The organism is Diaphorobacter sp. ED-3, from assembly GCF_027625375.1.
GTDB lineage: Bacteria > Pseudomonadota > Gammaproteobacteria > Burkholderiales > Burkholderiaceae_C > Diaphorobacter > Diaphorobacter nitroreducens.
In genome coordinates this window covers 3,737,302-3,753,012 of record NZ_CP115182.1, presented here as the reverse complement: position 1 = coordinate 3,753,012, position 15,711 = coordinate 3,737,302, and the positions used below count along the sequence as shown (strand labels likewise).

The 15,711-nt window shown below is 70.2% G+C and carries 15 protein-coding genes; 7 read left to right on the top strand and 8 right to left on the bottom strand.

Features of this window, described 5'->3' with window-relative positions; all coding sequences use genetic code 11:
- The first annotated feature begins 50 nt into the window (after positions 1-50).
- The 5 genes from PCQ86_RS18110 to PCQ86_RS18090 all read left to right on the top strand — a co-directional run bounded on the left by PCQ86_RS18110 (position 51) and on the right by PCQ86_RS18090 (position 3,695).
- The gene (locus PCQ86_RS18110; RefSeq protein ID WP_015914407.1) at positions 51-560 is read left to right on the top strand and encodes an Lrp/AsnC family transcriptional regulator; all 510 of its coding nucleotides are present in this window, start codon (positions 51-53) and stop codon (positions 558-560) included.
- 128 nt (positions 561-688) lie between these two features.
- Positions 689-1,171, top strand: a complete 483-nt coding sequence (locus PCQ86_RS18105) for a YiaA/YiaB family inner membrane protein (protein ID WP_015914406.1) — start codon at positions 689-691, stop codon at positions 1,169-1,171.
- 23 nt (positions 1,172-1,194) lie between these two features.
- Positions 1,195-1,653 (top strand): hypothetical protein, encoded by a 459-nt coding sequence (locus tag PCQ86_RS18100; protein WP_084001961.1) that lies wholly within the window; start codon positions 1,195-1,197, stop codon positions 1,651-1,653.
- A gap of 2 nt (positions 1,654-1,655) precedes the next feature.
- Positions 1,656-2,456 carry a DUF2145 domain-containing protein gene (locus tag PCQ86_RS18095; protein ID WP_270174384.1) on the top strand — a complete coding sequence of 267 codons (801 nt, stop codon included), beginning with the start codon at positions 1,656-1,658 and terminating at the stop codon, positions 2,454-2,456.
- Between the two features lie 78 nt (positions 2,457-2,534).
- Positions 2,535-3,695: a serine endopeptidase gene (locus tag PCQ86_RS18090; RefSeq protein ID WP_270174383.1), complete on the top strand. Its 1,161-nt coding sequence runs from the start codon at positions 2,535-2,537 to the stop codon at positions 3,693-3,695.
- Here the strand turns inward: PCQ86_RS18090 and PCQ86_RS18085 are convergent.
- Both PCQ86_RS18085 and tgt read right to left on the bottom strand, forming a co-directional pair.
- Positions 3,692-4,441, bottom strand: coding sequence for a DUF72 domain-containing protein (locus tag PCQ86_RS18085; protein WP_270174382.1), 750 nt, complete (start codon positions 4,439-4,441; stop codon positions 3,692-3,694). The genes PCQ86_RS18090 and PCQ86_RS18085 overlap by 4 nt on opposite strands.
- A gap of 79 nt (positions 4,442-4,520) precedes the next feature.
- On the bottom strand, positions 4,521-5,693 hold the full coding sequence (tgt, locus tag PCQ86_RS18080) for a tRNA guanosine(34) transglycosylase Tgt (protein WP_196994875.1): 1,173 nt from the start codon (positions 5,691-5,693) through the stop codon (positions 4,521-4,523).
- 102 nt (positions 5,694-5,795) lie between these two features.
- Here tgt and PCQ86_RS18075 point away from each other — a divergent pair, with 102 nt between their 5' ends.
- A complete protein-coding gene (locus PCQ86_RS18075) occupies positions 5,796-6,284 on the top strand; it encodes a universal stress protein (RefSeq protein ID WP_011806956.1) in 489 nt (162 codons plus the stop codon).
- A 75-nt stretch (positions 6,285-6,359) separates the two neighbouring features.
- Here PCQ86_RS18075 and PCQ86_RS18070 read toward each other — a convergent pair whose 3' ends face one another.
- From PCQ86_RS18070 to PCQ86_RS18055, 4 genes are all read right to left on the bottom strand, one after another.
- Positions 6,360-6,746 (bottom strand): hypothetical protein, encoded by a 387-nt coding sequence (locus PCQ86_RS18070; protein WP_011806955.1) that lies wholly within the window; start codon positions 6,744-6,746, stop codon positions 6,360-6,362.
- A 241-nt stretch (positions 6,747-6,987) separates the two neighbouring features.
- Positions 6,988-8,169: a phospholipase A gene (locus PCQ86_RS18065; RefSeq protein WP_270174381.1), complete on the bottom strand. Its 1,182-nt coding sequence runs from the start codon at positions 8,167-8,169 to the stop codon at positions 6,988-6,990.
- Positions 8,170-8,210: 41 nt separating this feature from the next.
- Entirely contained in the window at positions 8,211-8,645 is a 435-nt protein-coding gene (locus tag PCQ86_RS18060; protein WP_047349284.1) for a hypothetical protein, read from the bottom strand.
- Positions 8,646-8,650: 5 nt separating this feature from the next.
- Entirely contained in the window at positions 8,651-10,720 is a 2,070-nt protein-coding gene (locus PCQ86_RS18055) for an ATP-dependent helicase (protein ID WP_270174380.1), read from the bottom strand.
- A 176-nt stretch (positions 10,721-10,896) separates the two neighbouring features.
- Between PCQ86_RS18055 and PCQ86_RS18050 the strand changes: the two genes are divergently transcribed.
- Entirely contained in the window at positions 10,897-11,853 is a 957-nt protein-coding gene (locus PCQ86_RS18050; protein ID WP_172208771.1) for an AEC family transporter, read from the top strand.
- A gap of 207 nt (positions 11,854-12,060) precedes the next feature.
- On the opposite strand, the gene PCQ86_RS18045 is transcribed toward PCQ86_RS18050, so the two are convergent.
- Together PCQ86_RS18045 and priA are read right to left on the bottom strand one after the other, a co-directional pair.
- Positions 12,061-13,182, bottom strand: a complete 1,122-nt coding sequence (locus PCQ86_RS18045; RefSeq protein WP_270174379.1) for an asparaginase — start codon at positions 13,180-13,182, stop codon at positions 12,061-12,063.
- Between the two features lie 115 nt (positions 13,183-13,297).
- Positions 13,298-15,472, bottom strand: coding sequence for a replication restart helicase PriA (gene priA, locus PCQ86_RS18040; protein WP_270174378.1), 2,175 nt, complete (start codon positions 15,470-15,472; stop codon positions 13,298-13,300).
- Between the last annotated feature and the right edge of the window lie 239 nt (positions 15,473-15,711).

Sequence of the window (15,711 nt, the reverse complement as noted above, 5' to 3'; positions counted from 1 at the left end):
AAAAGAGTACTCAACGCCAAAGAGCAGTATTTCATTTCTTAAATCAAGCCATGGCCGCAATAAAAAAACGCAACGTGAATGCCGCGGCAGAGGGTGCCGAGGTGGACCGCACCGACCGCGCCATCCTGCGCCTGCTGCAGCGCGACGCGTCGCTGTCCAACGTGGCCCTGGCGGCCAAGGTGCACCTGAGCCCGCCGGCCTGCCTGCGCCGCGTGGAGCGGCTCAAGCGGCTGGGCTTCATCGATGGCGTGGTGGCGCGGCTGAACCCGCAGGCGGTGGGTGCGGGCATGCTGGTGATGATCGGCGTGGTGCTGGACCGCTCCACGCCCGAGTCGTTCTCGGCCTTCGAGAAGGCGGCGGCCAAGATCTCGGGCTGCATGGAATGCCACGTGGTCACGGGCGAGTTCGACTACTTCATGCTGATCCGCACGCGCGACAGCGAGAGCTTCAACCGCCTGCATGCCGAGCAGCTGCTGTACCTGCCGGGCGTGCGGCAGGTGCGCTCGTTCATGGTGCTGCGCAACGTGCTGTCCACCACCGAGCTGCCGCTGGCGATCTGAATGCGGTATCGCATGGCGATACTTTTCGCTGCTGGATAGGTTACTGCGTCGGAATATCTGCTGCTTTGGCGCCGTGCGGCCGCAGCATCCGCCCCGTGTTCAACCAACGCCTGCGGGCACCGACCACCATGCATTCCTCTACCCCCACCCTCCAGCGCGACACGCGGGCCTGGCAGTTCCAGGTGTGGGCCTCGTTCGGCATCGCCGTGTTCCTGTGCGCCACCGGCCTGGCCTGGCTGCCGGGCGAGCGGCTGGAGGTGGCCTTCATGTTCATGGGCTACGTGTTCTGCCTGTCGGCGGCCTTCATGCTGGCCAAGTTCGTGCGCGACAACCAGGGCGCGCGCCGCGGCGCCGGCCAGGGTGGTGGCGACACCCCGCTGTGGAAGCTCGTCGTCTGGGGCGGCTTTGCGGTGGCCATGGGGCTCACCGGCTGGGGGCTGTGGGGCATGGCGATCAGCGCCACCTACAAGGCCTTTTTGGGCGTGAGCTGGCTGTACCTCATCACCTGCGCGTTCACGCTGGCCAAGATGCTGCGCGACCGCCACGAGGCGGATCTGGCCGACGCCCGCCTGCGCAGCCGCCTGCAGGCCCGCACCGAGGCCGCTGAATGATGCCCGCCGCGCAGGAGACCCACATGCCAACCCTTTTTCGCGAAACCTTCGCCCCCGCGCTGCTGGCGCTGGGCCTGCTGTGCGGCGCGGCGCTGCCGGCGCGGGCGCACAGCGAGGCCTCTGCAGCGCTGTCGCTGATGCCGGTGGCCTCCGTGGTCGTGGCCGCGGGCGGGGCGTCCGCGGCGGCGGGCGCCGTAGTGGCCCTGCCGGCGGCGCTGTCGGTGGGCGGCGCGGTGCTCACGGTGAAGGCCGTGCAGGCCTCGGCCACGGGCACGGTGTACCTGCTGGAGCGTGCATCGGACGGCGCCCAGGCCAGCGTGGAGGTCTCGGGCCGCGCCGCCGGTGCCGCCAGTGGTGCCGTGGGCACGGTGCTCACCTGCAGCGTGATCGGCACGGGCGTGATCCTGTCGGCCGCGGGCGAGGTGCTGGCCTTCGTGCCCAACGCGCTGGGCCGCGCGCTGCTGCACAACGAAAGGCTCTGACCATGCGCACCCTGCACTGGATCGCGGCCGCCGCCCTGGCACTGGCGGCCATGGCGGCACATGCGGGCCGCTCCTGCGAGCCGCGCCAACCCACGGCGCAGACCATCGCCCAGGGCATGCAGCTGGCGCAGCAGACGGCCCAGGCGCTGGACGCCAGCGGCGCCCGCGTGGTGGTGCTGGCGCGCGCGGGGCAGGACTTGTCCCGCTACGGCCTGCGCTACTCGCACCTGGGCTGGGCCTACAAGACGCCCGAGGGCCCGTGGCGCGTGGTGCACAAGCTCAACGACTGCGGCACCGCCGTGGCTGCCGTGTACCGCCAGGGGCTGGGCGAGTTCTTCCTGGACGACCTGTGGCGCCACGAGGCCGTGTGGGCCGTGCCCACGCCCGCCGTGCAGCAGGCGCTGCTGCCCGTGCTGGCCGACGGCGCGCGCGCCACGCGGCTGCACCAGCGTGCCTACAGCATGGTGAGCTATGCGTGGGGCACGACCTACCAGCAGTCCAACCAGTGGGCGCTGGAGACCCTGGCCCTCGCCATGGAGCCCGAGCGTGCCCAGACCCGCGCGCAGGCCCAGGCCTGGCTGCGGCTGCAGGGCTACCAGCCCACGGTGCTGCGCATCGGGCCGCTCACGCGGCTGGGCGGGCGCATGACGGCGGCCAACGTCGCCTTCGACGACCATCCGCCCGCGCAGCGCTACGCCGACCGCATCGAGACCGTGACGGTGGACTCCGCCCTCGCATGGCTGCAGCATGCGCGGCTGGCGGGCGCCCCGCAGGTGCAGGTGCTGGGCCCGGAGAAGTTTTAAGCAAAAATGGGCTCTTGCGCTTATCCATCAAGCGCGAGCAGCTGCTATTTCAATAGCAAACATCGTGAGGGATCACACATGAGCAAGGCATTGCGACTGTCGGAGAAATGGTTTCGCCGCGGCCTGTGGCTGGTGGCGCTGGTGTTCGCCAGCTTTCTGATCGGGCTGGGCGGCACCATCGTGGGCGACCTGCCCAAGGTGGAGGCGCCCCTGCAGCTGGACGACTTCCTGGACCGCAACGCCGCCCAGGCGCTGCGCGCCCAGGTCAAGGAAGCGCGCCAGGCCGAGCAGGAGGCCCAGACCGCGCTGGAGCAGGCCCGGCTGCAGCACGCCAAGGCGCGCAGCGAGACGCAGGCCGAGCGCGAGACCTTCAGCAACTGGCTGGCCGCACGCCGCGCCACCCAGCGCGCCGAGCACGACCCCGAGGTGATCGCGCGCACCCAGGCGCTGGACGCCCTCAAGGCCCAGGAGCGCCGGGCCCAGCAGGCCGTGCAGGCGCAGGACCAAGCCCTGCTGGACGCGCGCCAGGCCGCGCAGGCCGCGCAGCAGCGCCTGGGGCGCCTGGAGCAGGGCGGCTACGAGAAGATGGCCGCCGAGCGGCGCAAGGTGGAGCTGCGCGTGTTCCTCTACCGCCTGGCGCTCACGCTGCCGCTGCTGGTGGCGGCAGGCTGGCTGTTCGCCAAAAAGCGCAAGAGCACTTGGTGGCCGTTCGTGTGGGGCTTCATCTTCTTCGCGGTGTTCGCATTCTTCGTGGAGCTGGTGCCCTACCTGCCCAGCTATGGCGGTTACGTGCGCTACGTGGTGGGCATCGTGGTCACGGCGCTGGTGGGGCGCTACGCCATCCTTGCGCTCAACCGCTACCTGGAGCGCCAGAAGCAGGCCGAGGCCCTGCCCGAGCAGGAGCGCCGCAAGGAGCTGGGCTACGACGTGGCCCTGGCACGCCTGGCCAAGGGCGTGTGCCCGGGCTGCGAGCGGCTGGTGGACCTGAAGGACGGGGTGACCGACTTCTGCCCGCACTGTGGCATTGGCCTGTTTGACCGCTGCGGTGCCTGCGGCACGCGCAAGAGCGCCTTCGCCCGTTTCTGCCATGCCTGCGGGGCCGGTGCGGCGCCGTCCGGGATGGCCTCGCCCGGTGCGGCCCCTGCCGGTGCGGTCCCCTCGGGCATGCCGCCCGCCGGCGCGGCCCCCGCCGGTACGCCGCCCCACGGTGCGATGCCCGGCGCGGCAGGGAATCGCTAGGCGCAGGCCTGGTGCAGGTCCAGCGCGTTGGCAGCCGCCGCGCCGCTGGCCGTGTTGTCGAAGATGCACCACACGCTGCGCGCCGCCAGGGTGGCGACCCGCAGCCGTGCCGCTAGCGCGTCGACCAGCGCCGCGTCATAGGCCGAGTAGTACACGCGCGGTGCGCCGTGCAGCCGGCAGTAGACCAGGTCGGGCCAGCCGCCGGGCACTTCGCCGCCCGCGTGCAGCACCGGGTCGGCCAGCACGCGGCCGGCCTGCCAGGCGCGCAGCAGCGCGTCGCCCTCCGGCGTGAACCAGCTGGCGTGGCGCGGCTCCACGGCAACGCTGCCGTGGGGATGCCGTTCGCGCAGGCCGCGCAGGAACGCCTCGGCGACGGGCCGGTCGAGCCGCAGGCTGGGCGGCAATTGCACCAGCAGACAGCCCAGGCGCTCCCCCAGCCCCTGCGCCTGTTCCAGGAAAGCCTCCAGCAGCGCGTCCGTGCCCTCCAGGCGCGCCGTGTGCGTGATGCTGCGTGGCAGCTTGACGCTGAAGCGGAACGCTGGCGGCGTGGACGCGGCCCAGCGCTCGTAGGTGCTGCGCTGGTGGGGGCGGTAGAACGATGAATTGATCTCCACGGCGGGCAGCCGGGCGGCGTAGCGCTCCAGGTGCGAGCCTTCGGCCGGGAACCGGTGCCGGCTGCCCTGCGGCACGTTCCACCCCGCGGTGCCGATGTGCAGTGGCGCGGCCGTCGACGGTCGGGTGTCCATCGCGCCAGCATAGGAAGGATGGCGCGGCGCCGCGCGCGGCCTGCGCCGGCCCTCGCCGTCAGCCGCCGCCTACGCGGCGCTACACGCCGCGTGCGCGCTCGGCCTTGAAGCGCGCGCGGAATGCGCCGAACTGGCCGGCCTCCAGCGCTTCGCGCACCTCGCGCATCAGGTTCAGGTAGTAGTGCAGGTTGTGGATGGTGGTGAGCATGGGCCCCAGCATCTCGCCGCAGCGGTCCAGGTGGTGCAGGTAGGCGCGCGAGAAGCCGCCGCGGCCCCCGTCGTTCCAGCTTACGCCCTCGGTGCCGGCGCAGGCGTGGCAGGTGCAGCTTGGGTCCAGCGGCTGGTGGTCGGTCTTGTGGCGGGCGTTGCGGATTTTCAGGTCGCCATAGCGCGTGAACAGCGTGCCGTTGCGCGCATTGCGCGTGGGCATCACGCAGTCGAACATGTCCACGCCCTGGGCCACGCCCTCCACCAGGTCCTCGGGCGTGCCCACACCCATCAGGTAGCGGGGCTTGTGCGCGGGCAGGCGGTGGGGGGTGTGCGCCATGATGTCCAGCATCTCGTCCTTGGGCTCGCCCACGCTCACGCCGCCCACGGCGTAACCGGGGAAGTCCATCTCCACCAGGGCTTCGAGCGACTCCTGGCGCAGGTTCTTGTACATGCCGCCCTGCACGATGCCGAACAGCGCGTTGGGGTTGCCCAGGCGCTCGAATTCATTCTTGGAACGCACCGCCCAGCGGCGGCTCATCTCCATGCTCTTGCGCGCCTCGGCCTCGGTGGTCTTGTGGCCGTTGGTCTCGTAGGGCGTGCACTCGTCCAGCTGCATCACGATGTCGCTGTTGAGCGTGGTCTGGATCTGCATGCTCACCTCGGGCGACATGAACAGCTTGTCGCCGTTCACGGGCGAGGCGAAATGCACGCCTTCTTCGGTGATCTTGCGCATGCTGCCCAGGCTCCAGACCTGGAACCCGCCCGAGTCCGTGAGGATGGGCTTGTCCCATTGCTCGAAGCCGTGCAGGCCGCCAAAGCTCTGCATCACGTCCAGGCCGGGCCGCATCCACAGGTGGAAGGTGTTGCCCAGGATGATCTGCGCGCCCATCTCGCGCAGGCTGCGCGGCATCACGCCCTTGACGGTGCCGTAGGTGCCCACGGGCATGAAGATGGGGGTCTGCACCACGCCGTGGTTGAGCGTGAGCGTGCCGCGGCGCGCGTGGCTGGAGGTGTCGGTGGCCAGGATTTCAAACTTGAGCATGGGCGCGATTGTCCCAGACTGCACCGGCGGGGATTGGTGCCCGCAGCGCCCCGCGCGGCCTACACTGACCCTATCGACACAGCATTGCAAGGAGGTGCCCCCATGTTCCGAATCCTGATCGCCGTTGATGGCTCCGAACTCGCGCTCGACGCGGTGCGCCATGGCGTGGCCCTGGTGCGCCGCGGCGGCCTGCAGGCCACGCTGGTGCTGGGCCACGTGCAGGAAGAGGCCTCGCTGATCGAGCTGGCCACGCAGGGCGCGGACGCCGTGGCCGCCGCGAGCGTGGAGGCCGGCCAGCACCTGATGGCGTCGGCCGTGGCGATGGTGGAGGCCGCGGGCGTGCCGTATGAGACCGAGATCGGCCTGGGCCCCGTGGCGGCCACGCTGGTGGACATGGTGGAGCGCTGCGGCTGCGACGCGCTCATCATCGGCGCGCGCGGCCTGGGCGGGCTGCGCGGCACGCTGCTGGGCTCGGTGTCGCAGGCGCTGGTGCAGCAAAGTCCCGTGCCCGTCACCGTGGTCAAGCATGCGGAGCCGGAGGAGCTGCCCGAGGATGATGACCAGGACGACGACGTAGGTGCGCAGGACTGACACCAGAAACAACGGGTCCCGCGGGACCCGTTGTGCTATTGAATCAAGAGCTGCTGGCGCAGATGGGCAGGGCGATCAGGCCGCTTTTTTCCATTGCTGCGCCGCGCGCTGCAGCTTGCCGTGGGGCAGGCTGGCCAGGCGCGTGAACATGCGCCGGCAGTAGCCGCTGATCCACAGGCATTTGTTGAGCTCGTCCACGGGTAGCGGACCGGAGACGACCACGATGTCGTTGGCCACGTCCGCCGCGCCTGCGGCGCGCAGGCGCCGGCGCGTGTGCGTGGCCCAGGACTGGATGCGTGCCGGGCTGCCGTGCTGGTGCACCTCGCCGGTGTGCAGGTCGAAGGCAATGGCCACGGTGTCGGTCTTGAGCTTGAAGCGACGCTCGCCCGTGACTGCGCTGGGCGTTTCGCGCATGTCGTACAGGTAGTAGCTGCCGGCCTTCAGCTGGTATTGCAGGTCCATGGTCGTCGTCCTCCGGGCTGCATTGTGCGGACGGCGCTGGCCGGTGATGGGGCGAATACCGCGCGAAAGCAGGCGCTTATTGCGCAGGGCGCGGGCCCGCCCCCGGCGGCGCCGGGGTGCGCCCGATTGTGTCGGCGCACTGCGGCGCCTTCAACCCGCCGGCCCGGTCAAAGGGTAACCGGTTGTGATCGGGCCGGCAGGCGCGCGTGGCGCGCCCGCCCATCCATTCGCGCTGTGGGGTTCAGAAATCCACCAGGCTCAGGCCCACGCTGAACACGGTGCGCTTGCGGTTGTAGTCGATCAGGCTGTCGCCGTAGCCCGTGAACAGCTGGGTGTGCAGGCGCAGGTTGGTGCGGTTGCCCACCAGGCTGGTTCCGAGGGTTTGCAGCCATTCCAGCCGTGCCGAGCCGCGCCCGGTCGCCCCCAGCGAATGCCGTGCGGTCAGCGCCAGGGTGTTGTCCTTGTCCACGTTCCAGGTCAGGCCCAGCTCGGCCCGGCCCACGTAGTTGCTGATGCCGGGGTTGTCGTCGCTGTCCGCGCTCTCGTGCAGGCGCTTCCACAGGCGGCCGGTGACGGTCCAGCGGTTGTCCAGCTCCATGCCGGTCATCAGGTACACGCGGTTCCAGCTGCGCGACAGCGGCAGGCTCTGGCCGTTGGACTGGTGCACCAGGCCGATGCCGCTGTAGCGCCAGCGCCAGCCGAAGGGCAGCTTGGCGTCGGTGGGGTACACGTACATGATCTCGGGCTCGTGGTCCGTGTTGCGGAACGGCCGCGAGATGCCCGGCGAGAACAGCTGCCAGTACGACTGCTGCGTGTAGCCCGCCCACAGCGAGTCGCGCAGCGTGGGGTGGCCGCGCGTGAGCAGGCCCTGCGCGAGCTTGGTGCGCACCGACAGCTGCACGCGCATCTCGGTCTTGCGGTAGTCCACTTCGCTGGTGGCGTTGTTGTCCGGGCTGCCCGAGGTGGGCAGGCGGTTGACGCTGGTGGCGCCCACGACGGACACGCTCATGGGCCGGTAGCCGCGAAAGCGGAATGCCCCGCAGTCGCTGCCCGCCTCCAGCTCCCAGAAGCGCGACAGGGTGCTGTACTGGCCGTCGCGGCAGCCGTCCACCTGCGCCACGTCGATGATGCGCGTGGCCGGCAGCGTGGCGTCCACCGGCGGGGGCGGCGCCTGCGTGGCGGCGGCGGGCTGGGCGCTGGCCGAAGCGGGCGGCGCCTGCCAGCTCTGCTCGCCGGCCCACTGGTCAAAGCAGGCCAGGCGTGCCTGGCTGTCACCGGTGAGGGCGGCGCACTGGCGCCAGCCGGCCACCCGGTTGACGGCGGGGGCTGCGGCGGTTTCGGCCCAGCTGACCAGCGGCAGGGCCGTGCCCAGCAGCGCGGTGGCCAGGCCCAGGCGGGACAGGGGGTGTGAAGGCTGTGTCATGGTCGGATGATGCGCGTGGTCGGTGACGGCTGGCATGCAGGTCAGGGCCGGGAAGGGGCCTGCTTGCGCAGGGTGAAGGTGTAGGGCCGGTCGGCCTCGTCGGTCCATTCGCCGCGGATCTCGCGCGCGCAGCTGCCTTCGACGACGTCGCCGCTCCAGTTGCCGCTGACCCGCGTGCCGTCGCGCGACTCTTCCAGGGTGAGCCGGCCCTGGTGCACGTCGCCCACCACCACCGAGGTGAAGCCCGGCCACTGGATGCGTCCCTTCACCGTGCCGTCCCATTCGGGGTGGGGGCCCAGTTCCAGCAGCACGGGCTCGGCCATGCCGTCCAGCCGCGCCTGCCAGCGGCCCACCAGTTCGGGCTGCTCCATCTGCGCGGCCGTGGGGCAGGCCGGGCGGGGAGGTTGAGAGAGTTTTTGGGCGCAAGCGCTTGCCAGTAAAGCGCTGGCAGCTATCAAAAATATAGTTTTCAACATGGTGTTCAGGACGTGGCGGGGCTGGGGGCGGCCTGGGCCTTGCGCGCGAATTCCTCACGCAACTGGCGCAACTTGTCGCGTGGGTTCTCGCGCGCCGTGGCGGCGTCCAGTTTCATCTCGGCAATGAAGCGGCTGGGCTGGCAGGCCACCATCTCGCGCCCCTTCTTGCGCTTCTTGGTCCAGCTCACGGCCAGCGTGCGCTGGGCGCGGGTGATGCCCACGTACATCAGGCGGCGCTCCTCCTGCAGGCGCTGCAGGGTGTCGTCACTCACCTTCTGCTGGCGGCCATCGTCATCGTCCAGCTTGAAGGGCAGCATGCCCTCGGTCACGCCGGCCAGGATCACGTGCGGCCACTCCAGCCCCTTGCTGGCATGCAGCGTGGACAGCACCACCATGTCCTGCTCCTGTTCGCGCTCGGAGATGGTGGACAGCAGGGCGATGGTCTGCGCCACCTCCAGCAGGCTCTTGGTCGCGGCCTGCACCGTCGCGCCCGCGGTGTCGTCGATCTGGCCGCCCGCGCGCTGCGCCATCCAGTCGCAGAACTCCAGCACGTTGCTCCAGCGCGCTGCGGCCACCTTTTCGCTGTCCTCGCTGTCGTACAGGTGCTGCTCGTAGCCCATGTCCTTGAGCCAGTCGGCCAGGAAGGCACGCGCGGCTTCGTGGCCGTGCGTGTGGCGTGCGCGGTGCTCCAGGTCGTTGACGGTGCGGCCGAACTCCAGCAGGCCTTCCAGGCCCCGCTTGGGGATCACGGCGGGCAGCATGGCGTTGAACAGCGCGCCGAACATGCTTTGCTTGTGCTGCGTGGCGAACTCGCCCAGCGCCGCCAGCGTGGTGTGGCCCACGCCGCGCCGCGGGCTGGTGACGGCGCGCAGAAAGGCCGGGTCGTCGTCGTTGTTGATCCACAGGCGGAACCACGCGCACAGGTCCTTGATCTCGGCGCGGTCGAAGAAGCTGGTGCCGCCCGAGACCTTGTAGGGGATGTTGGCCTTGCGCAGGGCCTTCTCGAACGGTTTGGCCTGGTGGTTGGCGCGGTAGAGGATGGCGAAGTTCTTCCACGCCGGCGGTGGATTGCTGGCTGCCCGCAGGCCCTGGATGCGCGCCACGGCGCGCTCGGCCTCGTGCTCCTCGTTGTCGCAATCGACCACGCGCACGGGCTCGCCCTCGCCCAGCTCGCTGAACAGCGTCTTGGGAAACAGCTTGGGATTGGGCTGGATGACGTGGTTGGCCGCGCGCAGGATGGCGCTGGTCGAGCGGTAGTTCTGCTCCAGCTTGATGACGTTGAGCTGTGGGAAGTCCTGCGGCAGCTTCTTCAGGTTGTCCAGCGTGGCGCCGCGCCAGCCGTAGATGCTCTGGTCGTCGTCGCCCACGGCGGTGAAGCGCGCGCGCTCGCCCACCAGGTATTTCAGCAGCTCGTACTGCGTGGCGTTGGTGTCCTGGTATTCGTCCACCAGCACGTGGCCCAAGAGGCGCTGCCACTTCTCGCGCACCTCGGGGTGGTGGCGCAAGAGGCGCATGGGCATGCCGATCAGGTCGTCGAAATCCACGCTCTGGTAGGCCGTCAGGCGCTCCTCGTAGCGCTGCATGATCAGGGCGATGCTGCGCTCATGGTCGTCCTGGGCCATGGCCAGCGCCTTGCGCGCGTCCCAGCCCTGGTTCTTCCAGTTGCTGATGGTCCATTGCCATTGGCGCGCGGTGGCCAGGTCGGTGGTGCCGCCCGCGCAGTCCTTGAGGATGCCGGTCACGTCGTCCTGGTCCAGGATGCTGAACGAGGGCTTGAGGCCCAGCACATGGCCGTCCTCGCGCACCATGCGCACGCCCAGGGCGTGGAAGGTGCACACCAGCACGTCCTTGGCCTGGCGGCCGATCAGGCCGGCGGCGCGCTCGCGCATCTCGGCCGCGGCCTTGTTGGTGAAGGTGATGGCGGCAATGCGCCGGGGCGCCAGGCCCGTCTCGATCAGCCGCGCGATCTTGTGCGTGATCACCCGCGTCTTGCCCGAGCCCGCGCCCGCCAGCACCAGGCACGGGCCCTCGGTGTAGTGCACTGCCTGCAACTGAGCAAGATTGAGACCGGACATGGATGCAGCGGGAGGAACGGGGCGCGCCTGCGCCGCGGGTTGCGGCGGGCGGCGGGTGAGAGGGAGAACAGCGGGTGTGCATGATAGCGGCGTGCGCGCACCAGGGTGATTGCCCGGGGTGGCACGCCCGGTGACAAGGCGTTTCAGCGCGCGGCGGCGCTGCGACAATCGCGCCCGTGCTGTCCGTCCTGCTGATCACCTTCCCCTTCTTCGCCCTCGTGCTGTGCGGCTACCTGGCCACGCGGGCCGGGGCGCTGCCGGTGTCCGCCATCGGGGGGCTGAACAGCTTCGTGCTGTATTTCGCGCTGCCATGCATGCTGTACCGCTTCGGCGCCAGCACGCCCATCGCACAGCTGCTGGACCCGGCCGTCGCCGGGCTGTACCTGCTGTGTGCGCTGCTCATGGTGGGCGGCACGGTGGCCCTCACGCTGCGGCGCCGGGGGTGGAACGATGCGGCCTTTGGCGCGCTGGTGGCTGCCTTTCCCAACACCGGCTTCATGGGTGTTCCGCTGCTGGTGGCGTTGCTGGGCGAGGCCAGTGCCGGCACCGTGATCGTGGTGCTGGCGGTGGACCTGGTGATCACCAGTTCGGCGTGCATCGCGCTGTCGCGCCTGGATGGCGCGGGTGCGCACGGCGTGGCCGTGGCGCTGCGCAACGCGCTGCGCGGCATGGCTACCAACCCCATGCCCTGGTCCATCGTGCTGGGCGGCGTGGCGTCGGTCCTGCAGTGGCAGCTGCCGGGCCCCGTGGACCAGACCCTGGCCATGCTGGCGGGCGCGGCATCGCCGGTGGCGCTGTTCACCATTGGCGCGGTGCTGGCGCGCTCGCAGATGAACCAGCAGGAATACGTGCCGCCGGGCCAGTACGTGCCGATCGCGCTGGCCAAGCTCGTCGTGCACCCGCTGCTGGTGTGGTGCGTGGGGCGTGCGGCGATGGCGCTGGGGGTGGACCTGTCGCCGTTCACGCTCACGGTGATGGTGCTGCTGGCCGCGCTGCCCAGCGCGAGCAACGTGGCGCTGCTGGTGGAGCGCTTCGGGGCCCACGGCGGGCGCGTGGCGCGCATCATCCTGGTGAGTACGGCGCTGGCTTTCCTCAGCTTTTCGGCCGCCGTTGCGCTTTTGGTTCAAAAATGAGAGCGCTTGGCGCAGGGTGGGACTGCGCTAGGTGTCGATTTGGCTAAAAAATATCCACCTGAAGCGCAGCCGTTGTACCGCGTGCGCCAGACCGACGGCCATTGGGCAAGGACCTGGACCGGCCGCGCCGCGAGGGTGCCGTCCCCCTGCCCGTATTGCGATGCGAGGGGAGAGCAGGGGAAGGCCCGGGCGCCTGAGGGGCAGACCTCAATACTCCCAGAACATGCGCTGCAGTTCCTGCGTGCTGGCGCCCTTGGCCAGGGCGAGCATGGTCAGGATGCGCGCCTTTTCGGGGCGCAGATCGTGGGCCACCACCCAGTCGTGCTTGTCGTCGGGCTGCTCGGCGTTGCGCAGCACGAAGCCGTAGGGCACGCGCGCAGAACGCACGATGACCACGCCCTGGACGCGCGCGTCCTGCAGCGGCTTGACCATGCGGTCGGCCACTGAGCCGTTGCCCGTGCCGGCATGGATGATGGCCTTGGCGCCGCCGGCCACCAGCGCGTTCACGGCCGTGGGCTGCACGTTGCCGTAGGCATAGACGATGTCCACCTGGGGCAGCGAGGTGATGCTGTCGATGTCGAATTCCGATTGCGTGGTGTGGCGCTTCACCGGCGCGCGGAACCAGTAATTCTTCCCCTCCACCACCATGCCCAGCGGGCCCCACTGGCTCTTGAAGGCGCTGGTCTGGATGTTGATGTCCTTGTTCACGTCGCGCGCGGTGTTGATCTCGTCGTTCATGGTGACCAGCACGCCCTTGCCGCGCGCATCCTTGGAGGCCGCCACGCTCACGGCGTTGACCAGGTTCAGCGCGCCGTCGGCCGACAGGGCAGTACCCGGGCGCATGGAGCCGACCAGCGCGATCGGCTTGTCGGTGCGCACTGTCAGGCTCAGGAAGTAGGCGGTCTCGGCCAGCGTGTCGGTGCCATGGGTGATGACGATGCCGTCCACGTCGCCCTGCTTGGCCAGTTGCGACACGCGCTGGGCCAGCTTCAGCAGGTGTTCGTTGGTGAAGCTCTCGGAAGCGATCTGGAACACCTGTTCGCCCGACACCTGGGCGAAGTTGGACAGCTCGGGCAGGCCGGCCAACAGCTTGTCCACGGGCACCTTGGCGGCCGTGTAGGTGGCGCTGTTCATGGCCGAGGCGCCGGCGCCGGCGATCGTGCCGCCCGTGGCCAGCACTACCACGCGGGGCTTGGCGGCGGCCGGCTGGGCCTGCGTGGCCGCCGTGGCGCGCGTGTCCTGCGCGTGGGCGAGGGTGGGGGCGCCGGCAAAACCGGCAATGGTGATGGCAGCGGCCACCAGCGACATGCGAAACGCTTGGAAGGTCATTGTGGGTTCCAAAAAAGAAAAGCGGTCTCGTGGACCGGGGGCGGAACTTTGCCCCGATGGCGCAACGCATGCCATGCGAGAAAACCCGCGGGCACCGCCCGCAGCGGTGGGGGCCTCAGATCGCCTGCGGGTCCACGTCCACCAGCCAGCGCACCAGGCCGCGGTGGCGCGGGCGCTCGGCATGCAGCAGCGGCTGCCATGCGGCCAGAAAGCGCTGCAGCGCACCGCGCTGGGGACTTTCCAGCAGCATCTGCGCGCGCTCCACATTGGCCACGCGCTGGATGGCGAGCGGCACCGGCGGGAACAGGAAGACCTGGTCCAGCCCCGGCAGCCCGGCGGCGCGCGCGGCGTCGCTGGCGGCCTGCAGGAAGGCCTGGGCCGCCTCCTGCGTGCGGGCGTCCGCGCGCACCAGCGCCTGATAGGCGAAGGGCGGCATGCCGGCTTCCTGGCGTTCGGCCAGCTGGCGCGCGGCAAAGGCCGGGTAGTCGTGGCGGCGCAGCGCGGCATAGACGGCGTGGTCGGGGTGCCAGGTCTGGATCCACATCTCGGGCGGGCTGCCCTGCGCGGCCACATAGCGCGCATCGCGCCCCGCGCGGCCCGCGGCCTGCATCAGCAGGGCGAACATGCGCTCGGGCGCGCGGAAGTCGCTGCTGAAGAGCGCTCCGTCGGGCTGCACGGCCGCCACCAGGGTGATGCGCCGAAAGTCATGCCCCTTGGCCACCATCTGCGTGCCGACCAGCACGTCCACCTCGCCGCTGTGCACCTGGGCCAGTTGCTCCTCCAGCGCCCCCTTGGCGCGGGTGGTGTCGGCGTCGATGCGTGCCACGCGCGCGGCGCGGCGGTCCGGGGTGATCACGTTGCGCAGCAGGGCGGCCAGTTGCTCTTCCAGCTGCTCGGTGCCCCGGCCCAGGGGCAGGATGTCCGGGTTGCCGCAGCTGGGGCAGGCCCGCGGCACGCGTTGCGTAAAGCCACAGTGGTGGCAGCGCAGCGTGCGGTCGCTCTTGTGGAACACCTGGTGGGCGCTGCAGTGCGGGCAGTCGCTCTTCCAGCTGCAGTCATGGCAGTGCAGCACGGGTGCAAAGCCCCGGCGGTTGAGCAGCACCAGGCATTGCTCCCCGCGTTGCACCCGTTCGGTGATGGCGGCCAGCAGCGGGGGCGAGAACACGCCACCCGCCCCCGAGCTGCGCGGCTGTTGTCCCATGTCCACCAGGCGCACGCGCGGCAGCTCGCCTGTGCCGGCGCCGTCCCCTGAGCCGATACGGCCGGGCATGTGCAGGCGCAGGTAACGGCCCGGGCCCCCCTCGCTGGCCGGGGTGCTGGCATGCCAGCTCTCCAGCGACGGGGTGGCGCTGCCCAGGATCACCTTGGCGCCCTGCTCGCGTCCGCGCCACAGCGCCAGGTCGCGCGCGGAGTAGCGCGCGCCCTCCTGCTGCTTGTAGCTGGCGTCATGCTCCTCGTCCACCACGACCAGTGCCAGCCCCGGCAGGCTGGCGAACACCGCCATGCGCGTGCCGAGCACGATGCGCGCAGCGCCCGTATGCGCGGCGAGCCAGCTCTTCAGGCGCTGTGCCGGCGTCATCCCGCTGTGCATGCTGACCACGGCCGCCTCGCCGTACAGGGGCGCGAAGCGCTCGCGAAAGCGCGCCTCCAGCTGCGGGGTGAGGTTGATCTCGGGCACCATCACCAGTGCCTGTGCGGCGGGATGGCCGGCCAGGGCGCGCTGCACGCAGTGCAGGTACACCTCGGTCTTGCCGCTGCCCGTGCTGCCGAACAACAGGAAGGGGCCGCGCTCTGCATCGATTTGGGCCGTAGCGCTTGCCTGTTCTGCGGTAAGTGCTATTGTTTTTGTAACTGCTTCGGACGGGTGCGCCGGTGGTGCGGGGCGGCGCAGGCGCCGCGCCAACTGCTCGGGCGTGAGGTCGCGCAGCTGTGGGGGCAGGGCGGCCAGCGCCACCTCGCCCACCGCGCGTTGGTAGTAGCGCGCGGCGAAGGTCACCAGACGGCGCCAGGCGGCGTCCAGCGGCGCCACGCCTTCGAGCACGCCCGCCACCGTGCGCGGCACCATGCCCGGCGGTAGCGCCGCTGGCTCGGCGGGCGCGTCCCAGACCACGCCCAGCACCTCGCGCGCGCCCAGCGGCACGCGCACCAGTGTCCCGGCAGGCAGCGGGCGCGGGCTGGCGTAGCTCAGCGGTTCGCCCACGCCACTGTGCGCCGGCGTGCTCACGGCCACGCAGAGCAGGCAGGCGGCGCTGTCATGCGGCGAGGTCGGGGGCGGGGAACGGTCAGGCATGGGCGGTGGGTGAAAACGCGGGCGGCACCGGGGCGCGGCCCCGCATGATTCCACAAGCGTGCCCACTGCTATGAGAGGTGCTGTGGATAACTTTGTTGAAAAGCAGCGTGCAACAGGCTGCGGGGCGCGCCCCGGTTGGACTGGGCGCTAGCGGATTTGTAGACGGCGCGATGCAAAAAAAGCTTATGAATCAACGTTCTTTGCTGCGCCGCAAACAGTGCCGCAGCGGTTGTCGGGCG